Below are 18141 nucleotides of genomic sequence, written 5' to 3'. Positions count from 1 at the left end.
TTGCACTGTCATAAGTCAAGCCATCCATCTGGCAATAATACAGTCAATTCTCTATAGACTAGTGCCAGCATTAACCTTGCTTGAAGTATTCCAAATAAATCGGCACTCGGTTGACTCTCTTTTCTATTAAAGCCTTTTTGCCTTAAACCTTTTTGCCTCGGACTTTTGTGGTTAAAACCTTTGTGATCAAAATCATATAACAGCACTCAATCATTACCACAATTAAATAATGGATTTAACCCTTAACAAAGCCAGTCGCCACTGTTACTATGAAGTTAACTATTAATAGGAACATCTAATGAGCTACCAACATGTTTTATTGGTCACAGACTTATTGTCCGATGCTGATAAGGTTGCACTAAAAGCCAAACGCATCCTTGCAGGCTCTCCTGAAGCCAAACTGACAGTCTTACATATCGTTGAGGATGATATGGTACGCTTTGGGTTTGAGTTGGTTCCTGCCTCTAGCTTATCAGGAGATGTCGATGGTGAACACTGGCAAGAAGCTCGAGCGAATCTAGCACAGTTCTTGGAGCGCAATGAGCTGAGTGCAGTCGACGCTGAGGTAACTGCCGCCATATCCAATAGCAAAGGCATCGTCAATTACTGCCAAGAAAAAGCCGTCGATTTACTCATTATCGGACGCCACGAGCGACGTGGTATTGCCGCTTGGTTAGTCGGGGCGACTGCAGACAACATACTACCAAACGTACCTTGCGACAGCCTAGTGGTAAAGCTTGATCAGCCTGTAACACAGTAATCGATTATTCAGAAAAAGATAGCCAACGCTTACTTAACAGCGGCCATGGGTAGTGCTATAGTTAAGACTATCTGCTACGAGGAAAATCTCATGAGTTATCAACATATATTACTGGTTACCGACTTATTATCTGATGCTGACGTGGTCGCCCAAAAAGCCAAACGTATCGTCGATAATCGTCCTGGCTCTAAGTTATCGGTATTACATATTGTCAAAGATACAATGGTTGGTTTTGGCTATGAGCTGGTGCCCGCCTCAAGCTTATACGATGAGATTGATGATGAACGTTGCCAAGAAGCCCGCGCTAAATTGGCAGAATTTTTGGAACGCAACCAGTTAAATGCCGTCAATTCTGAGGTAACCACTGCTATCTCAAACAGCGAAGGTATCGTCAATTACTGCCATAAACACGATGTGGATTTATTGGTCATTGGTCGTCACGAACGCCATGGCATTGTCGCTTGGTTAAGTGGCGCTACGGCAGATAATATCCTACCGAACGTGCCTTGTGATAGCTTGGTGGTCAGACTGGATAAGCCTGTCACAAAATAGCTTATATGACAAAGATCAAGTGACGAGAACTAAGTTAGATAACTTGTATCAAAATAGCCTCTAATAAAGCGTTTCATAGAAAATTACTATGGAACGCTTTTTATTGTCTGTCTTTAACGCTTTGACCCTTACTCTGATGTCAAAATATCAATGAAAGTCTGCCAAATGGGGCTTTGATGGCGAGCTTTGTGCCAGACTAGCCACCATGTCCGCGACAGATCAATTCCTACCACATTCACTTGTACCAATGTACCTGCTGCCAGCTCTGGCTCAATCACATGCTGCGACAAACAACCCAATCCGATATCGACACTGACCATATGCTTGATGGCTTCTGATTGTTGAATCGCCATAATGACGTCCGCATCGGGTAAATGCTTTAGCAACTGCTCATCGATGATCTGCCGCGTACCTGAGCCTTTCTCTCGCACCAGTAATGGCAATCGTGCCAGTTGTTCGATACTAAGCTCGTAGCAATCGCCCGCATCATTATAGGATGCTATATCTACTAGCCACTGACTGTCACGCTTAGCAAATATCATTAATTTGTCCGTTCGCCATTCTCGCTGTTCGATGGCCTTCATATCTGTCGGGCGCGGCATCCCTTCTACTAGGGCAATATCGATGTTGAGTTGCTCAACCTCAGCGACCACTTCTTGAGTATTGGCAATATAAGTGTTCACACTCGCATCCGGCAGTGCTTTATATAATTTAGCCAGCAGCGGTGGCAATACATAATTGCCTATGGTGGTACTCGCGCCAATATGTATCTGTCCTGCTTGATGCTTATGATAATGCTCAAGCGTCAATGACTGTCCCAATATCGCTTGCGCTTGCACATAAATAGGATGGGCATTAGGATGCTGATTGAGCCGACGTCCAACGCGCTCAAATAGCGGCATCTGTAGTCTAGACTCCAGCTCAGTCAGCGCGCTACTGACCGCTGACTGTGATAAATGCAGCTCTTCACCGGCACGGCTGGTGCTGCCTGTCTGATAAATACTCACAAATACCGCCAATTGCTTTAGCGTAATCTTAGGTAGCGTCTGCATCGCTTTTTTCATTAGTTCATGACGCCTTATGTCAGTTTTTAGCCTGTTTTATTCGCTATACCTATCTTGTTTCAATCTCAATATTTTTACTATCAATCTTGAACCATCAGTATTAACCTAAAAAATCGATAGTTTGTATCTTATTAATCTGTTTTTATTATAAATCAGCTTATCTTATACTGTCCATTCATAAACTTATGCTTATTTCGATTAATGACAATAGGACAACCTGTCATGAATGCCTTAACCAAAACAGTGACCAACTATCTCCCAAGCAATCGGCACTTAGCAGGATTGCTCGTGGTGCTGGTCGGTAGCTTATTTTGTTTATGGCTCAATAATGGTCTAGACACTTGGTCGAACGGGCGCATCGTCGGATTATCCTCTTTAACATTAGCGATTTTGCTCGGTATGCTGTTGGGCAATACGGTATACCCTAATTTCGCCGAGCAGCTAAATGCTGGTGTATGCTTTGCCAAAGGTCAAATCTTGCGCTTAGCCATTATGTTTTATGGGTTTAAACTGACGATGACGCAAGTGGCTAGCGTGGGTATGCCAGCAATTATGACCGATGCACTGGTACTGACATCGACCTTTCTATTGACCTATTGGCTGGGTACTAGATGGCTAAAAGTCGATAAAAAAACGACTCTATTGATTGGTTCAGGCGCGAGCATTTGCGGAGCAGCCGCAGTCATTGCTGCAGAGCCAGTGGTCAAAGCAGAAGCTCATAAAGTCACTATCGCTGTGGCAACTGTCGTCGTCTTTGGTACTATTGCGATGCTGCTCTATCCATTTTTGTATCATCTTGGCTGGTTACAGCCTTGGCTAAATGCTCAACAATACGGCATTTACACTGGCTCGACCATACACGAAGTGGCGCAAGTCGTGGTCGCAGGTAACGCGATCAATCCTGAAGTTGGCAATACAGCCGTCGTGACCAAAATGATACGCGTCATGATGCTCGCCCCTTTTCTACTGATTTTATCCTTTGCTTTAACCAAGGGTGACAATGACAGTCATGGCGAGACATTGTCATTTGTAGACCGCATCAAACAAGTCAACGTGCCATGGTTCGCCTTTATTTTTATTCTTATCGTTGTATTGCACACATGGGTGCCGATGTCTGACAGCTTTGAGCGAAGTATGGTCAAGTTTGATGATGTTTTGCTGACGATGGCTATGTTTGCACTAGGATTGACGACTCATCTGAGCGCGATTAAGCAAGCTGGCGTTAAGCCGCTTATCTTGGGGGCTATTATGTTTGCTTGGTTAATCATTGGCGGTGGTCTGATTAATATTGGTATTGGCTCTATCTGATAGATTCACTTCTTTAGCGCTACACTAGCTCTAAGCTTTAGTACCCTATTATTCATTACACTCCATAAAAACAAGAATGCCTACAACTATCAAAATAGTATGTAGGCATTTTTGATTCTATATTTTGATGTCAAAGCCATTTGATATTTAACGGCTCCTATCAAATGACAAATGACAGACGAAAAAAAACGAACCCGAAGGTTCGCTTTTCTACATCTATTCATCTATCTGTCTATAAAGACAAATTAGATAGCAACGATGTTATGTGCTTGTGGGCCTTTTTGACCTTGAGTTACAGTGAACTCAACTTCTTGGCCTTCAGCTAAAGTTTTGAAGCCTGAACCAGTGATTTCGCTGTAATGAGCAAAAACGTCTGCGCCAGTTTCTGGAGCGATAAAACCAAAGCCTTTAGCTTCGTTGAACCACTTAACTGTACCTTTTTGAGTATCTGACATATTGATAATCCTACTTTTTAATTTATTAATGGCCTAGTGACCGGTAACGCTTGCAAATAGCTACTGAACGATAAATATTAAAACGAAGGATTATAACTAATACTACGAGGTAATGATTTGGTGCAGAACTGCTCTTAAGCTTGGGCGTATTATAAGCAGAATATCTGCATATCGCAAGTCTTATCTGACATTTCGTGTAACTAAAGACGATTTTTCACTGTTTTTGACCCCAATTGCACTGTTTTTTAGGCATTGGGTAATCGGAACAAATACACCGCTACCCCACTACACACCGCAGCTACCACCCATGCCATCCACATCATATCAGCAGGCAAACGATAAAATAACATCGTTGTCGATATTGTCATCATTATTGTTGCCAAACACTTAGCATAGAAAGGTACGGCGTGATTATTTTCCCAATCACGAACAAACTTACCAAAATATTTGTGATTAATCAGCCAAAAGTGAAAGCGCCGCGAGCTACGCGCCCAGCAGCCTGCTGCCAATAATATAAAAGGCGCGGTCGGCATGACAGGCAACAATGCCCCAATAATCCCCAACACAAAAAATATCCAACCAAGCGTTAGAAACGTCCAGCGCACTGTTGGACTCTTGGATTGGTTGGTCTTTGGACGGTGATAAAACGTTTTTTTTGATTGAGTCATAGAAGTCATGTTATTAGACAGTAAGGCGATAAAGGCAAGCAGCTACTGCTCTTTTATAAAATAGCTACCTATATAGGTCATTAAGCATGCAATATCACCGACAGCGATACAAGACTATTTTTGCGAGGTTTTTGCTATAGATAAGTAGGTTTGGTTATTGGTGGGTAAATAAACAGCCAAACCTATCTCTTACGTTACCTTTATGGATACCTATCTAGGTATTTATCGATTTGTTATTAGTTACCGCCAATCACTATCCCAAGCTGCTTGGCTTCTTTTAGCCAGCTTGGAAACTCTTCTAGCATGTTTTCATACAAGGCTTCTTCGCTGATATCATCCAAGTCATCTAATTCAAAAAAGTCGCAATTATCAATCACGCGCCCTTCCATATCGTCTAGTTTTTTTAGGATGCCATAACCACGACCACCCAAGCCCACAAACTGCCAAAATATCGGCAGTTTCGCCGCTTCCGTCATGACTCTCGTGATACCGCGATTGTCATTCACCCCGCCATCACTGATAAATAGCACGTATACAGGCACGTCCAGTCCGTCTTTTTGATAAAACTCCGTCACCGCTTTCATGACCTCTGCTTCATTGTTAATGCGCGGGCCAAGTGCCCATTTGCGCCAGCCGCCATGAGCATTGTCAATGAAACCGTCATAGTTGCTCAGCCCAATCTCACCCAAATACTGCGGATCTCGGGCAAACGCCCAGCAGTCTAGTGCTTGGTCGTCATCGAAGCTCACTGCCAATGGCAATATGCGATTGACCACTTCTTGCACGCGGCCTTTTTTGTACTGTCTATTCATTGAGCCTGAGGCATCTAGCACCAACGCCACTTTTGCGGTTAATTGCTGCAATTGGCGTTTCTCAAGCGATATCGTGGCTTTTTTGGCCAGATTGACGAGCTTTGGGGCTTTATCTAGCATGACCTTTTCTAGCGATGGTTTTGCTTGAACTGGTGCTGCGGTTGCCTCGGCTGCTTGCGAGCTTCCCTCTTCTACATCACCACCGAAATGCTGCACGATGGCGGCAAGCCCACCATTAAAGCCTTGCGCGACGTTAGATACTCGCCACACGCCACTTTTACGATACAGCTGCATGAGCATACTGGCTTGCTGCTGGGCAAAGTCTGCTGCTTGATATTCTGCCTGTGCTTTTTGCGACTGCTGCCAAATGCCAATCTCTAACGATTGAATTTGATTCAGCGGCGCGTCGGCTGATAACACAAAAAACAAGCTGTCTATATTCGCATCCAGTTTGGATAAGTTGACCTCAAACTCGGCTTGGATGCCTTTATTTGCCGTTGGCTGCAACTCGTAATGGGTGAGCTTGATTTGTCCGCATGGAGAAGTCGGCTGATTATAAAACACCATGTAATCATCATTGATCAGTTTGCCCGCTGCGTCTAAGGCAAAGCAACTGATGTCCATCTCTATCGGGCTTTGCCGAGTGAATTTAAGCGTGATGGGTGCGGTGTCGTCAATAGCAAGGTTGCCCAAAGGCGATCGTTGTCCAACGGTGAGATGGTTCATGGTGTTCCTTACGTTAGCTTGTTATTTCTTTAGAGATAATAGACTAATTACTGACATTAAAAAACCGCCATAGTTTTTGCTGTGACAGTTTTTATTCAAGGGAAACGTCTTCCTAAGACCTCTCGACTGTTCCTGTTGGCAACATAGTTATTAACCAATAGAACTAATAATATGAGCAATATTGATATTACAAGCGATAGCATGACAAATATTAAGCTTTGAAGATTTGGGTTAGAATTTAATGGTAATTCCATATATACCCAACTTGGCTCAACGAGTCTATTGGATAAAGAAAAAGAAGCTATCAAGCCGAAAGTAATAGCAATTAGCCTGTTTGAGAAATTATTGTTAGAACTATATATACGACCTAATTCATCTAACCTGATATCAAGTCTTTGATTTATTCGATCAGCCAAATCTGGTACTTCATACTCTTCTAATGAAGATTCAACAAACTCTCGAATTTCACCATACTTTGGAGCATCTTTTATAGAAGTTTTGAAATCCAGTATTTCATTTCTTAGCCTATTAATAGCTTTTAAGTCTTTTGAACTGTCCACTTTCTGGAGCAACATTCTATTTATTATATATCCATATTCTAAGAACTCATGTATTGCTTGCTGTCCATAAATCAAACTACCATTATTCGTATCATTCCATTCGTCTTGTGAATCAACGCCCTTTTTTGACCAAATACACAGCGAAAACCCCTTACTCAATAGGATTGAGTAGTCATCTAAATACCTATAATCTTTCGAGAGATACTGCTTAGGATTAGAATCCTCATACGCAATGCTTCTAACTAGAATAGAGCCTAAACTATTTCCAAAAACATTAATATTCTCTTTAGCTGACATCCTCTGTCCATCAAAACGAGTAATAAAAGTATAAGGCCTACCAGTCCAAAAATTACCATTTTCAATAAGTTTTTTCTGTCCAAATAACAAATACTTTAATCCTGTTCTAGGATTACTTGCTACATACCCAATTGTAGAGAACATAGTTTGAGCTATCGAACTTAAAGTATCGTAACTATTATTCGAATGTGTTAATTCAGCTAAATCAAAAGTAAAGTCGCCACTTTCTACATTTTTCTTATTAGCTTGAATAGCTTCATTATGTACCTTACTTGCTTTGATCATCTTCAATCTTTGATAGAACTTAGCCTTAAATGAAAAATCGTTATAAGCCTTAGCACTTAAATTAACTATGGCAGAATTTATTTCAACAGACTCAAATTCAATTAGGCCAAGATTTAAATATAAACTAATGAAATCCGAATAGTGAATTTTTTTCTGAGGCGATATTGCCCTAAACTCAACAATAATAACTCCATTTTCATGTAACTTTATCGTTAAGTATAAATCGTAATTGATTTTATCAACTCTTGAAAATACTCGAACCAAACCTACTGAGATTCTTATATAGTCGGTCAAAAAGCTATCTTCAAAAACTATATGTTCATTCATTCTAAACTGTATCGATTGATGCCAAGACTCTTTAGCGTAACTACTAAGCTTACCTAAATTATTCTCAGAGTCCTTTCCAATCAAACTTACTTCTACTCGGTTAGGATCGCCGCCAAGAACTGTTATTCCGGATATTATTTCGCCATCCGACTTAAACCAAGTCATGCCATTTTTATGCAAAACACAAGGTGCAAAATCATTATCAACTAACGATATAGCAAGCTCTTCAAGATTTAGATTTTTCACATCTAAAAAACTCGTATACGTGTGGAAAATATTCCATTCATCGAGAGTTAGGTTATCTTCACTCCCTTTAAATAACTTCATACCCAATGATTTAATAAAGTCTGTATTCATAAATGTCTTATACTTTTCATATATTTACACTATAACGGTTAATTTATATCAACAAATATTTCGAAGCCAACTAATGCAATACAGATCATAACCGTTAATTAGTCTAAACCAAATAAATTATTTTGTGCTGGTATAACTTCATTCTTCAGAAATAATGCTTTAATGTGCAGTATAATAGATATTAATACACAAATATTCAGTTATTTATCAGAACTAAGAGTTGGTTAGAGAACTAACCAGTAGGCAATAAAAAACACCATCACAATTGTGACAGCGTTCTTTATTACTATAGATATTTACGCTTTATTTACAACGCTTTTAACTGCTCCATCTGCGCCGTCAACTGCCCTTCACCCTCAGTCAGTTTAGCCCAACAACCATACCACAGCGACCAAAGTAAATAACAGCATACCAATATTGGCATGGAAGAAAGTCGGTATCACACTGTCTTTAATATGGTCATGCTGTCCATCAGCATTCAAACCAGCAGTCGCACCAAGCGTGAGTGTAGACGCAGGCGAACCCGCATCACCCAATGCCGCAGACGCACCAAGCATAGCCAGTGTCGCTAATGGAGAAAAACCAAGCGCTACGCATAATGGAATATAAATCGGTGCCAGAATCGGTACAGAGGCAAATGAATCACCAAAACCAATAGTGATAAACAAGCCCACGATCAGCATCATCCCAGCACCGAACAGCTTATTATCACCTAAAATCTGAGTCGCAGAAGCCACTAATGGATCGATGTCACCTGTGGCCGTTAATACCGCACCGAAACTGGAAGCAACAGTAATAATCACGGCGATTTCAGCCATTAATCGAACGCCTTGAGTAAAGACATCGTCCTGAGCCCGCCAGCGATAAATACCAGAGAAGCCAAGAATCATAAACCCTATCATTGCGCCGATAAACAAAGAATCAAAATACATTTGGAACAGCAATACCACTATCACGGCCAATGCAGTAAATAGTAAAGGCTGTAACCCTATTTCTATATTTTCTTGATCGGTAGATGCTGACATTTCTTGTTTTTGTGATTCGATATAAGCGCGTGGCTTACGATACGTGATAAAGACAGCAACCAGCATGCCAGCCAAAATACCCATCACTGGAAAAAACATCGCTTTAGGCGCCATACTCGCTGTGGCAACAAACCCAGATGCCGCACCCACCGTATTAAAATTTTCTAATAAAATTTCATTGAGATAAATCGCACCAAAGCCAAACGGCAACAACAGATAAGACGCACTGATGCCACAAGCCAGAATACAAGCGATGGCACGACGGTCAATTTGTAGACGATTCATCAATCCAAGTAATGGCGGGATAAGTACTGGAATAAAAGCAATATGTACTGGAATCAAGTTTTGTGAGAGTAATGAGGCGACAATGAACAGTATAAACAGCATCCATTTGACCTGTTTGCGTACATGAGCACCTTCACGATTTAGGCTACGAGCCATTTTTTGCGCCACCCAATCAAGCACACCACTCCTCGACAGTGCAACGGCAAATGCACCGACCATGATATAGGTCATACCTACCTGCGCACCACTGAGCAAGTTGTCATTCAATACTTGCAAGATATCTGGAAACGCCATTTGTGCATGCAGACCACCTAGCAAAGCCGCTGATACCAAGGATACCGCAACAGGAATCTTGATAAGACAAAATACAACCATGAGTACAATGGCCAACACCACAGCATTGATCGGAATAGACAGCAGCGACAACAGCCCATAAATAGCCGCTAAAGCAACCAGTACAGGTAACGCTCGATTAAGAAAAAACGTATCATCTCGATAAGCAGCTAACATAATATCCCTCAAAATAATGTTTCAAATAAATCAAATGGGTAAAGTGAACTAAAAAATAAAAAAAACAGCATGCAATATACACCCCTTAACGCTGAGGAGTCATTCCTATTTGGCTACTAAGGTATTACTACTCTTTAACAGTGTACGTTTGGACGACGCTATCGTCAGCGAACTACTAACCGCTACGGTGTTACCCTCCCTAGAGGTACTATATATACAATCTGCGGTCGGCTGCCTTGTAGCTATTTTAGATTTCTTTGACTATATCTTACGTACATCAGGTAGCCATCTTACTGAACGTCATCCTGACAATAAAAAACGCCATCACAGTTGTGATGGCGTTTTTTATTCATACAGCTATTGTCATAGCAATTACAGGTTCTTTAACTCTTCCATCTGTGCTGTCATCGCGGTCAACTGCCCTTTCATCGGTACGAGTACACGTATCTTTGTAGGGTGCGTTCCATGCACCGATAATAGCACTATCACCAACCATTGGTGCATGGAACGCACCCTACTCTAAATTATCAAGATCTTTATATAATTTTTCATAAGCGAAAGTAATAACAATGGTCATAATAATAGCAACAGCAATAGTTCCTATCGCTGCTACCATACCTGCAAATTTCCATATGATTAAGAATAGTAAGCAAAAAACCAGTATAACTTTGGAGCCATGCCATATATTGGCAAAAATGCTACCTCTATTGACAAATTCACCCCACATTATCTAGACCTTTATACTGGTTATAGTCAGTTTTATTACAACGCTTTCAACTGCTCCATCTGCGCCGTCATCGCGGTCAACTGACCTTCTAGCTCGGCCAGTTTCGCCTTCTCAGCATCGACCACTTCCGCAGGTGCTTTACTGACAAAGCCTTCATTACCTAGCTTACGAGCGATGCCTTCGGCTTGACCTTTCAACTTATCATATGACTTACCCAAGCGTGCCAGCTCAGCCGTTGGATCGATTAGCCCTTTCATCGGTACGAGTACCCGTAGCTGACCGACCATACTTGATGATGACAATGGTACTTCATCACCTTCTTTTAGGATGGTTAAGCTATCGACTTTGGCAAGCGCTTTGAACTGGTTTTTGATACGTGACAGACGCGCATCTTCATCAGCAGAGATATTTTGTAGTAGCACTGGCAGACGTACCGCATTACCCAGTTTCATCTCACCACGGATGTTACGGACGCTAGCGATTAGCTCTTGTAGCCACGCCATATCCGCCTCAACCTGCTCACTGATTTGTGCCTCATCCGTTTTTGGATAGTCAGCGACCACGATGCTATCGGTGTTTTTGCGACCCAGTAGCGGTGCGACCGTCTGCCAGATTTGCTCGGTCAGATACGGCATGATTGGATGGCTAAAGCGTAGCGCCGTCTCTAGCACGTGCAGTAGCACATAGCGGATTTGCGCTTTACGCTCGTCAGACACCGAGTCATCATTCAGACTGGCTTTGGCAAGCTCAACATACCAATCACAGTACTCATTCCAGATGAACTCATAGATATCTTGGCTGACCATATCGAGACGATACTGAGCGAAATGCTGATGGATATCGGCAATGGTAGAGTTCAGACGACTCATGATCCATTTTTCTGGTAATTCCCACACGTCAGGGTTGGCCGCTTGATCGATAGGCTTGGCAGCACCTTCGCTATCGACACAGTTCATGAGTACAAAACGGCTGGCGTTCCAGATTTTATTACAGAAGTTACGATAGCCCTCGACACGCTTTAGATCAAAGTTGATATCGCGACCGGTACTAGCAAGGGAGGTAAAGGTAAAGCGCAGTGCATCCGTACCAAAGGCTGGGATGCCTTCTGGGAACTCTTTACGCGTTTGCTTTTCGATTTTGGCCGCGTCTTTTGGATTCATCATGTTGCTGGTGCGTTTTTCTACCAGCGCTTCCAGATCAATACCGTCGATTAGGTCAATCGGATCTAAGACGTTACCTTTCGATTTTGACATTTTTTGACCATTGCCATCACGTACCAGACCATGCACATAGACGGTCTTAAACGGTACTTGCGGCGTGCCGTCTTCGTTTTTCACGAAGTGCATGGTCATCATGATCATGCGAGCAACCCAAAAGAAGATAATGTCAAAACCTGTCACGAGCACGCTGGTTGGGTGAAAGGTATCCATCACGCGTGGATCGGCGTTGACGTCTGCCCAGTCAAGCGTACTGAACGTCCATAGACCAGAGCTGAACCACGTATCGAGCACGTCATTATCTTGGCGTAACACGACATCATCGCTGAGACTGTACTTGCTACGTACTTCGGCTTCGTCACGGGCCACATAGATTTCACCCGTCGCATCGTCATACCATGCAGGGATACGATGTCCCCACCACAACTGACGGCTGATGCACCAATCTTGCAAATCGGTCATCCACGACATATACATGTTTTTGTACTGCGCAGGGACGAACTCGATGCTACCGTCTTCTACCGCGTCAATCGCAGGCTTGGCAAGCTCTTTAACAGCGACATACCATTGATCGGTCAACCACGGCTCAACGATCGTACCGCCACGCTCAGCACGTGGGGCTTTTAGCGCATAGTCTTCGATGTCTTCTAGCCAGCCCTGCTCGCCTGCTTGCTCCACAAGGAACTTACGAGCGGCAAAACGCTCAAGTCCTGCATACTCGCTTGGAGTGGTTTCCAACTCTGGCTCACGCGTTTGCAGATCAGGATAAACTTCCATCGCTGCTAAGATATTAGCGCGCTCATCAAGGATGTTAATCAATGGCAAGCTATGACGACGACCCAACTCATAATCGTTAAAATCATGCGCTGGGGTGATTTTGACACAGCCCGTACCGAAGTCTTTTTCGACATAATCATCAGCGACGATAGGCACGACACGACCCGTAATTGGCAAGGTAATGGTTTTGCCGACTAAATGCGCATAACGCTCATCGCTAGGATTAACTGCGACAGCCGTATCACCGAGTAATGTTTCAGGACGTGTGGTTGCGACGACCAGATAGTTTTTGCCATCTTGAGTGGTTAGCTCTGTATCTGTGAAATGATAGCGGAAATGCCACAAGCTGCCTTTTTCGTCGTGGTTTTCTACTTCTAAATCAGATAATGCGGTTTGGAACTTAGGATCCCAGTTGACCAAACGCTTACCACGATAAATCAAACCATCGTCGAACAGGCGTACGAACACTTCTTTTACCGCGTTAGACAGACCATCATCCATGGTAAAGCGCTCACGCGACCAATCAACCGAGCTGCCCAAACGGCGAATTTGGCTGGTGATATTGCCGCCCGACTCTTCTTTCCATTCCCATACTTTATCGATGAAGTCTTCACGCGTCATATCACGGCGCTTGATACCTTGCGCCTCCAAACGACGCTCAACGACCATTTGAGTCGCGATACCCGCATGATCCGTACCTGGCTGCCACAGCGTATTGTCACCATCCATGCGGTGATAACGGGTGAGCGCATCCATGATCGCGTTGTTAAAACCATGACCCATGTGTAGTGAGCCAGTGACGTTCGGCGGTGGTAGCGCGATAGAAAATGACTCGTCTTTGTCAAAAGTCGGCTGAAAATAGCCGCTTTCTTCCCAGCCCTGATACATGCCTGCTTCGACTTCCGCAGGATTATAGGCGTTTTCAAGTTGGCTTAAGGCCGCTTGGATAGAGGCGGTTAGGTTGTGGTTACTCATAATGGCATTATCTTTTATTGATTGAATGTGATCAAAGTTAATTGAATTAAAGCGAATATAAAAATTAGAAAAATAATGAATAGAGTGATTTTAACGCAGATAGGCAGATTTTGTTAGATGGTAAGGCAATTTATAAAGCCTGAAGGCAGTTTTTGAGCAAATTATTAAACAATTAACAACACCAATCGGCTCAATGCTAAACATAATCAGCGATTGTCGTACGATAGAATATAGCTTCTGTCTCAATATAGCTTCTGTCTCTACGTTCGATACTTCTTATATAGCAAAACTATTATCTCTTAACCAGTGAGTTTACCGTGCCCCAAGATATTGATAGTCATACTGAACATCAGAAAGACTTGCAGACCTCATCTACAGATTATGAGCACTTGGCTGATGACAGTCATAAAGAAGGATTTCAAAGAAGCCAGAAAGAAGACCATCAAGAAAACAGTCAAAAAGAATCTCAAGAAAGCAGTCCTAAGGATTACGCTACTGACAATAATAATGAGAACGCCAATGAGACGAAAGTCACTGAAGACCTCAAAGATAATGATCTGCCAGAAGAAATCAGTGACGAAGACAAAGAAACCATCAAAAAAGTCGCCAATGATGACAATTTGAGTCATGCAAAAAGCTATGCCAGTATCTTAGTCGAGCAGGTCATGGACGCCAAAGAAACCTTTGAGCGCTCGCTTGGCTCGCTATTCACCAGTGCTTTTACCGCTGGGCTTGAGATTGGTATTAGCTTCTTTATGATTTTATCGGCTTTTGCGCTCCTCAGCAGAGTACTACCCAGTGAATACGCTCTTGTACTCGCCTCGTTACTTTACCCCATCGGCTTTATTATCGTTGTCATTGGTCAGTCGCTATTGTTTACCGAACAAACCTCCCTCTTAAGTCTACCAGTACTCAACGGCATTGAACCGTTAACTAAGTTGCTACGTCTATGGGGCATCGTGATCGCTGGTAACGTGGTGGGTGGGTGTTTATTTGCTGCGTTAATGATTGGCCTCGGTTTGAACATGCAGTTGTTCAGCGTCAGCGACATTGACGCGTATGCCGAGCATGTCTTAGGATTTGAGTGGTGGGTGATATTTGGTAGCGCAGTATTGGCAGGTTGGATGATGGGCGTGACGGCATGGCTGGTGACCTCGGCACGCGATACCCTGAGCCGCATTGTCTTAGTTACCATCATTACGGGCAGTATCGGATTTTTGGGTTTACATCACAGTATCGTAGGTAATATCGAAGTATTTTCTGCCTTACTGTACGGCAATACCGTCAGCCTATGGCGCTATTTAGTCTTCTTGGCAGTGGTACTGGTGGGCAATACGGTCGGTGGCGTGGTGTTTGTCGCAGTACTGAAAAACCGCACGTTCTTGTTTGAAATTGAGAAAGTAAAAGAGCAGACAGCCAATGCTAAAGAAAGAGTAGATATACGTCATCGTTAAGCTCTGTTATTAACCCTGTCTTGCGCTATGTTCTATAGATTGTATGTAATGAAATATAGTCGCCATAAATGCAAAAACCCCATAACAAGCGTTGAAACATCAAGCCAGTTATGGGGTTCAGTCAATTAAAAGACGATTGAGTGATTTATAGTCTTAAGTTTAAAGTCTGCGTGCTGCCATCACACTACTGTCTATTTCAGTTTGCTTCGCCTTATTGTGTTGCGCACTGAATACTCTCACCATAATACCTGCGGTTAAGAACATGATTAGCGTATAAATAGCTGGCGTCAGCGACATTTTGTAATTGGCCAATAGTGTCAATGCCATAAACATCGAAAGCGTACTGTTCTGCAGACCGACTTCCATGGTAATCGATCTTCTTTGTGCTGGATTCAGACCAAACCATTTACTGGTGTAATAACCAAGCGCCATCGTTGACACGTTCAATATCAATGATACAGGGCCAGTGGCTATCAAGGCTTCTACGATGATGTCTTTTTGCACATAGCTTAAGAATAGAACCAAGAAGCTCAGGAATATCACGCCAAAACGAGAAACCATGACCTGTGTTTTATCTGCAACCGTAGGCGCATAGCGTTTGATCAGCATACCAACGCTCACAGGTAAGATAGTTAGAGCAATCAAGCTGACCATGGTTTTAACCACTGGCAACTGAAACTCACTACCCGCGCCCATGAAGTACACGAGCGAAAAACTGAGGACGATAGGAATGGTAAACACGGTAATGACGCTTGCAATGGCGGTCATGGTGACCGAAAGTGCAACGTCACCTTTGGCCAGATAAGTGAATAGGTTGGAGGTGGTGCCGCCAGGACAAAGCACCAGTAACATAACCCCAACGGCATATTCAGGTTCTAGGGACATCGAGGTTGCCAAAGCAAAACCAACCAATGGTAAGAAGATCAGCTGATTGGTTAGGCCTATTGCGACTGCTTTGGGGTATTTGACGACTCTTTTAAAGTCATTGGTAACTAAGGACAGACCCATCCCCATCATGATCAAAAAGATACCAATGGGAATGACTTTTGAATTTACAAACGTGACTAACTCCACACCTTCCATAACTACATCCTTGTAGATAGAGCCCTTACATAGGCAGTTTTATGACAACTTTGTGATGCTTAATCAGCCAATCCTGCTGAGATTTTGGGTAAAAGCCATCGACGTCATCAACGTTTTGTATGACAACATTACTTGACAGCATTCCATGCCATCTTTCACATATATTCAGTAATCGTAATAGAGCGGTAACATAAAGTATATCGTTGTAAAGGCAGTTTTATCTATTTTATTCAACTACTCACCAGTCAGTATTCAAACGTAGGATATTCGCCATATAAAAGTACAGAAAATTTTAGGGTATCCCATTATTTATATTGTTAGGCTTAACACGAGCAGGTTTGCCGCTAAGAAAGTAATCAATCACACCCGCCGCCATCTCCACCACTGTCACCACAAGAATCATTGCTGCTATATCCGCTATGATTACTGTTACTGTTGTTGATGTCATCTTCAGAAGATGAGCTTGAAGTACGCTTTGAAAGCTTTGTACGACTAGACCAGAGCATCACTTTAAACACACCATAAAACATCAATAGCCCAAAAACAATCTGTAAAAGTAGCAGGAAGCCCCAGAAGAAAAGTTCAAGCATAATATAGTCGACCCTCTATAATTTCTTGTTAGACATTGATAGCAACGCAAGGATAACTAGGGCGTGTCCTCAATTCAAACGAGTGCCCTCTAAATGGGCTAAAAATAGCTAAATTTTGCCAAACATCGTCAAATATCTGGTTAATATCCCGATATTATCTGCGCTATTCTCCTCGTTTGACTGCAATTTATCTTATTTTGATCATCATTTTTAAAATGAGGACACACCCTAAGACAAGTGATTATTTTGGGGATAAAAAGGAAGATAAGATTAAGGATATACCTTAGATTGGCAGGACTTTAGTGACGGTCAGTACTGATGACTGCCGTACCATAGGCGATAGCTTCTACCATACTGCCTAGTTGATTGACGTTAGTCACCTCAAGGCGCAGACCATAAATATGATTACAACCTTTGGCATTGGCCTCAGTACGCATCCGTACGATGGCCTCACGGCGGGCGCGATCTAATAACGTCTCGTAGGTGGTGAGGTTTTTACCAAAGATACTTAAGACACGGGCGATAATCATTTTGAAATAATCTTGACCAATCACCACACTACCCAGTACTAGCTCACCTTGACTATTAGCCGCAATATTGGGACGATAAAAGCGCTCACTTGACACAATGATATGACTGAGTGCTTGCTCGTCGATGCTCAACTGTGCCAAATGCTGACGCTCGTGACGCGTGCCAAAAAACCAACCAGCCGCAAATAATAAAACAAACGGTGCATAGTTGATGAGGAATTGGGTAAGGGAGTTGTTCATGGCACGTCTCTTATCATACAAAAGCATCAATGCTTTAAGATTCGGTTATTTAACCAAAAGGATTGAAACGTGGCAACTCATCAGTAGGTTCTGATGATGGGGTTTGCGTGCTTGGGTGTTGACCTGAGTGATGCGATTGACCCGTTTGATAATGAGAATCGCTTGGCGGGTTTTGAGGTGATTGCTGCGGTATCGGTATTGCTTTGACAGCAGTACCATAAACAAATAGCTCAGAGGCTCCCTGTGCGATACTAGAGGTCGAAAAACGCAAACCAACGACTGCATCAGCACCCAAAGACTCTGCCTTGACAATCATGCGGTCTATCGCTTCTTGGCGCGACTCTTCTAACAGCTCGGTATAAGCGGTCAGCTCACCACCGACGATGTTTTTTAGTCCAGCAAACAAGTCTTTACCGACGTGCTTTGAGCGTACCGTACTGCCGTACACCACATCTAAACGCTCGGTGATTTGATAGTTAGGCAAGTGCTCAAGATTGGAAAGCTGTACAGTCATGTTACGACCTTATCGGTGAGTTAAAGAGGTGTAAAACTGCATG

17 protein-coding genes are annotated in these 18141 nt (G+C 42.9%); 4 read left to right on the top strand and 13 right to left on the bottom strand.

Translation table 11 applies throughout. The features are described from left to right. Positions 1-298 precede the first annotated feature (298 nt). Positions 299-760, top strand: coding sequence for a universal stress protein (locus I6E84_RS11920; RefSeq protein ID WP_110924060.1), 462 nt, complete (start codon positions 299-301; stop codon positions 758-760). Between the two features lie 90 nt (positions 761-850). After that, complete coding sequence (locus I6E84_RS11915) at positions 851-1312, top strand: universal stress protein (RefSeq protein ID WP_197102196.1); 462 nt, start codon at positions 851-853, stop codon at positions 1310-1312. A gap of 128 nt (positions 1313-1440) precedes the next feature. Here I6E84_RS11915 and I6E84_RS11910 read toward each other — a convergent pair whose 3' ends face one another. After that, on the bottom strand, positions 1441-2376 hold the full coding sequence (locus I6E84_RS11910; protein ID WP_197218186.1) for a LysR substrate-binding domain-containing protein: 936 nt from the start codon (positions 2374-2376) through the stop codon (positions 1441-1443). A 222-nt stretch (positions 2377-2598) separates the two neighbouring features. On the opposite strand from I6E84_RS11910, the gene I6E84_RS11905 reads away from it, so the two are divergent. Further along, positions 2599-3684, top strand: coding sequence for a YeiH family protein (locus tag I6E84_RS11905; protein ID WP_197218185.1), 1086 nt, complete (start codon positions 2599-2601; stop codon positions 3682-3684). 245 nt (positions 3685-3929) lie between these two features. Here the strand turns inward: I6E84_RS11905 and I6E84_RS11900 are convergent, their stop codons facing one another. The 8 genes from I6E84_RS11900 to I6E84_RS11870 form a co-directional block, all read right to left on the bottom strand. Continuing rightward, positions 3930-4139, bottom strand: a complete 210-nt coding sequence (locus tag I6E84_RS11900) for a cold-shock protein (RefSeq protein ID WP_010201661.1) — start codon at positions 4137-4139, stop codon at positions 3930-3932. Positions 4140-4384: 245 nt separating this feature from the next. Continuing rightward, on the bottom strand, positions 4385-4807 hold the full coding sequence (locus I6E84_RS11895; RefSeq protein WP_197218184.1) for a YbaN family protein: 423 nt from the start codon (positions 4805-4807) through the stop codon (positions 4385-4387). Between the two features lie 236 nt (positions 4808-5043). After that, positions 5044-6345, bottom strand: coding sequence for a VWA domain-containing protein (locus I6E84_RS11890; protein ID WP_197218183.1), 1302 nt, complete (start codon positions 6343-6345; stop codon positions 5044-5046). 95 nt (positions 6346-6440) lie between these two features. Next, entirely contained in the window at positions 6441-8171 is a 1731-nt protein-coding gene (locus I6E84_RS11885; RefSeq protein WP_197218182.1) for a hypothetical protein, read from the bottom strand. A gap of 365 nt (positions 8172-8536) precedes the next feature. Beyond that, positions 8537-9991, bottom strand: coding sequence for a Na+/H+ antiporter family protein (locus I6E84_RS11880; RefSeq protein ID WP_197218181.1), 1455 nt, complete (start codon positions 9989-9991; stop codon positions 8537-8539). A 372-nt stretch (positions 9992-10363) separates the two neighbouring features. Further along, the gene (locus tag I6E84_RS14225) at positions 10364-10495 is read right to left on the bottom strand and encodes a hypothetical protein (RefSeq protein WP_265090870.1); all 132 of its coding nucleotides are present in this window, start codon (positions 10493-10495) and stop codon (positions 10364-10366) included. A 10-nt stretch (positions 10496-10505) separates the two neighbouring features. Then, a complete protein-coding gene (locus I6E84_RS11875) occupies positions 10506-10718 on the bottom strand; it encodes a hypothetical protein (RefSeq protein WP_197218179.1) in 213 nt (70 codons plus the stop codon). A 35-nt stretch (positions 10719-10753) separates the two neighbouring features. Next, complete coding sequence (locus I6E84_RS11870) at positions 10754-13687, bottom strand: valine--tRNA ligase (protein ID WP_197218177.1); 2934 nt, start codon at positions 13685-13687, stop codon at positions 10754-10756. 317 nt (positions 13688-14004) lie between these two features. Between I6E84_RS11870 and I6E84_RS11865 the strand changes: the two genes are divergently transcribed. Further along, positions 14005-15141, top strand: coding sequence for a formate/nitrite transporter family protein (locus tag I6E84_RS11865; RefSeq protein WP_320158644.1), 1137 nt, complete (start codon positions 14005-14007; stop codon positions 15139-15141). A gap of 159 nt (positions 15142-15300) precedes the next feature. Here the strand turns inward: I6E84_RS11865 and I6E84_RS11860 are convergent, their stop codons facing one another. The 4 genes from I6E84_RS11860 to I6E84_RS11845 form a co-directional block, all read right to left on the bottom strand. Further along, a complete protein-coding gene (locus I6E84_RS11860; protein WP_110924069.1) occupies positions 15301-16224 on the bottom strand; it encodes a bile acid:sodium symporter family protein in 924 nt (307 codons plus the stop codon). Positions 16225-16580: 356 nt separating this feature from the next. Continuing rightward, complete coding sequence (locus I6E84_RS11855; protein ID WP_197218175.1) at positions 16581-16814, bottom strand: hypothetical protein; 234 nt, start codon at positions 16812-16814, stop codon at positions 16581-16583. Positions 16815-17113: 299 nt separating this feature from the next. Further along, positions 17114-17584, bottom strand: coding sequence for a YbjQ family protein (locus tag I6E84_RS11850; RefSeq protein WP_110924071.1), 471 nt, complete (start codon positions 17582-17584; stop codon positions 17114-17116). A gap of 49 nt (positions 17585-17633) precedes the next feature. After that, positions 17634-18098, bottom strand: coding sequence for a YbjQ family protein (locus tag I6E84_RS11845; protein WP_197218173.1), 465 nt, complete (start codon positions 18096-18098; stop codon positions 17634-17636). Positions 18099-18141 lie beyond the last annotated feature (43 nt).

Origin of the sequence: Psychrobacter sp. SCQQ22, from assembly GCF_015864605.1 — a bacterium.
Classification (GTDB): Bacteria; Pseudomonadota; Gammaproteobacteria; order Pseudomonadales; family Moraxellaceae; genus Psychrobacter; species Psychrobacter fozii.
This window is presented reverse-complemented; position numbering and strand designations above follow the sequence as displayed.

Coding starts and splice junctions, on each gene's coding strand:
- I6E84_RS11920 (WP_110924060.1), top strand. CDS start 299: ATGAGCTACCAACATGTTTTATTGGTCACAGACTTATTGTCCGATGCT.
- I6E84_RS11915 (WP_197102196.1), top strand. CDS start 851: ATGAGTTATCAACATATATTACTGGTTACCGACTTATTATCTGATGCT.
- I6E84_RS11910 (WP_197218186.1), bottom strand. CDS start 2,376: ATGAAAAAAGCGATGCAGACGCTACCTAAGATTACGCTAAAGCAATTG.
- I6E84_RS11905 (WP_197218185.1), top strand. CDS start 2,599: ATGAATGCCTTAACCAAAACAGTGACCAACTATCTCCCAAGCAATCGG.
- I6E84_RS11900 (WP_010201661.1), bottom strand. CDS start 4,139: ATGTCAGATACTCAAAAAGGTACAGTTAAGTGGTTCAACGAAGCTAAA.
- I6E84_RS11895 (WP_197218184.1), bottom strand. CDS start 4,807: ATGACTCAATCAAAAAAAACGTTTTATCACCGTCCAAAGACCAACCAA.
- I6E84_RS11890 (WP_197218183.1), bottom strand. CDS start 6,345: ATGAACCATCTCACCGTTGGACAACGATCGCCTTTGGGCAACCTTGCT.
- I6E84_RS11885 (WP_197218182.1), bottom strand. CDS start 8,171: ATGAATACAGACTTTATTAAATCATTGGGTATGAAGTTATTTAAAGGG.
- I6E84_RS11880 (WP_197218181.1), bottom strand. CDS start 9,991: ATGTTAGCTGCTTATCGAGATGATACGTTTTTTCTTAATCGAGCGTTA.
- I6E84_RS14225 (WP_265090870.1), bottom strand. CDS start 10,495: ATGCACCAATGGTTGGTGATAGTGCTATTATCGGTGCATGGAACGCAC.
- I6E84_RS11875 (WP_197218179.1), bottom strand. CDS start 10,718: ATGTGGGGTGAATTTGTCAATAGAGGTAGCATTTTTGCCAATATATGG.
- I6E84_RS11870 (WP_197218177.1), bottom strand. CDS start 13,687: ATGAGTAACCACAACCTAACCGCCTCTATCCAAGCGGCCTTAAGCCAA.
- I6E84_RS11860 (WP_110924069.1), bottom strand. CDS start 16,224: ATGGAAGGTGTGGAGTTAGTCACGTTTGTAAATTCAAAAGTCATTCCC.
- I6E84_RS11855 (WP_197218175.1), bottom strand. CDS start 16,814: ATGCTTGAACTTTTCTTCTGGGGCTTCCTGCTACTTTTACAGATTGTT.
- I6E84_RS11850 (WP_110924071.1), bottom strand. CDS start 17,584: ATGAACAACTCCCTTACCCAATTCCTCATCAACTATGCACCGTTTGTT.
- I6E84_RS11845 (WP_197218173.1), bottom strand. CDS start 18,098: ATGACTGTACAGCTTTCCAATCTTGAGCACTTGCCTAACTATCAAATC.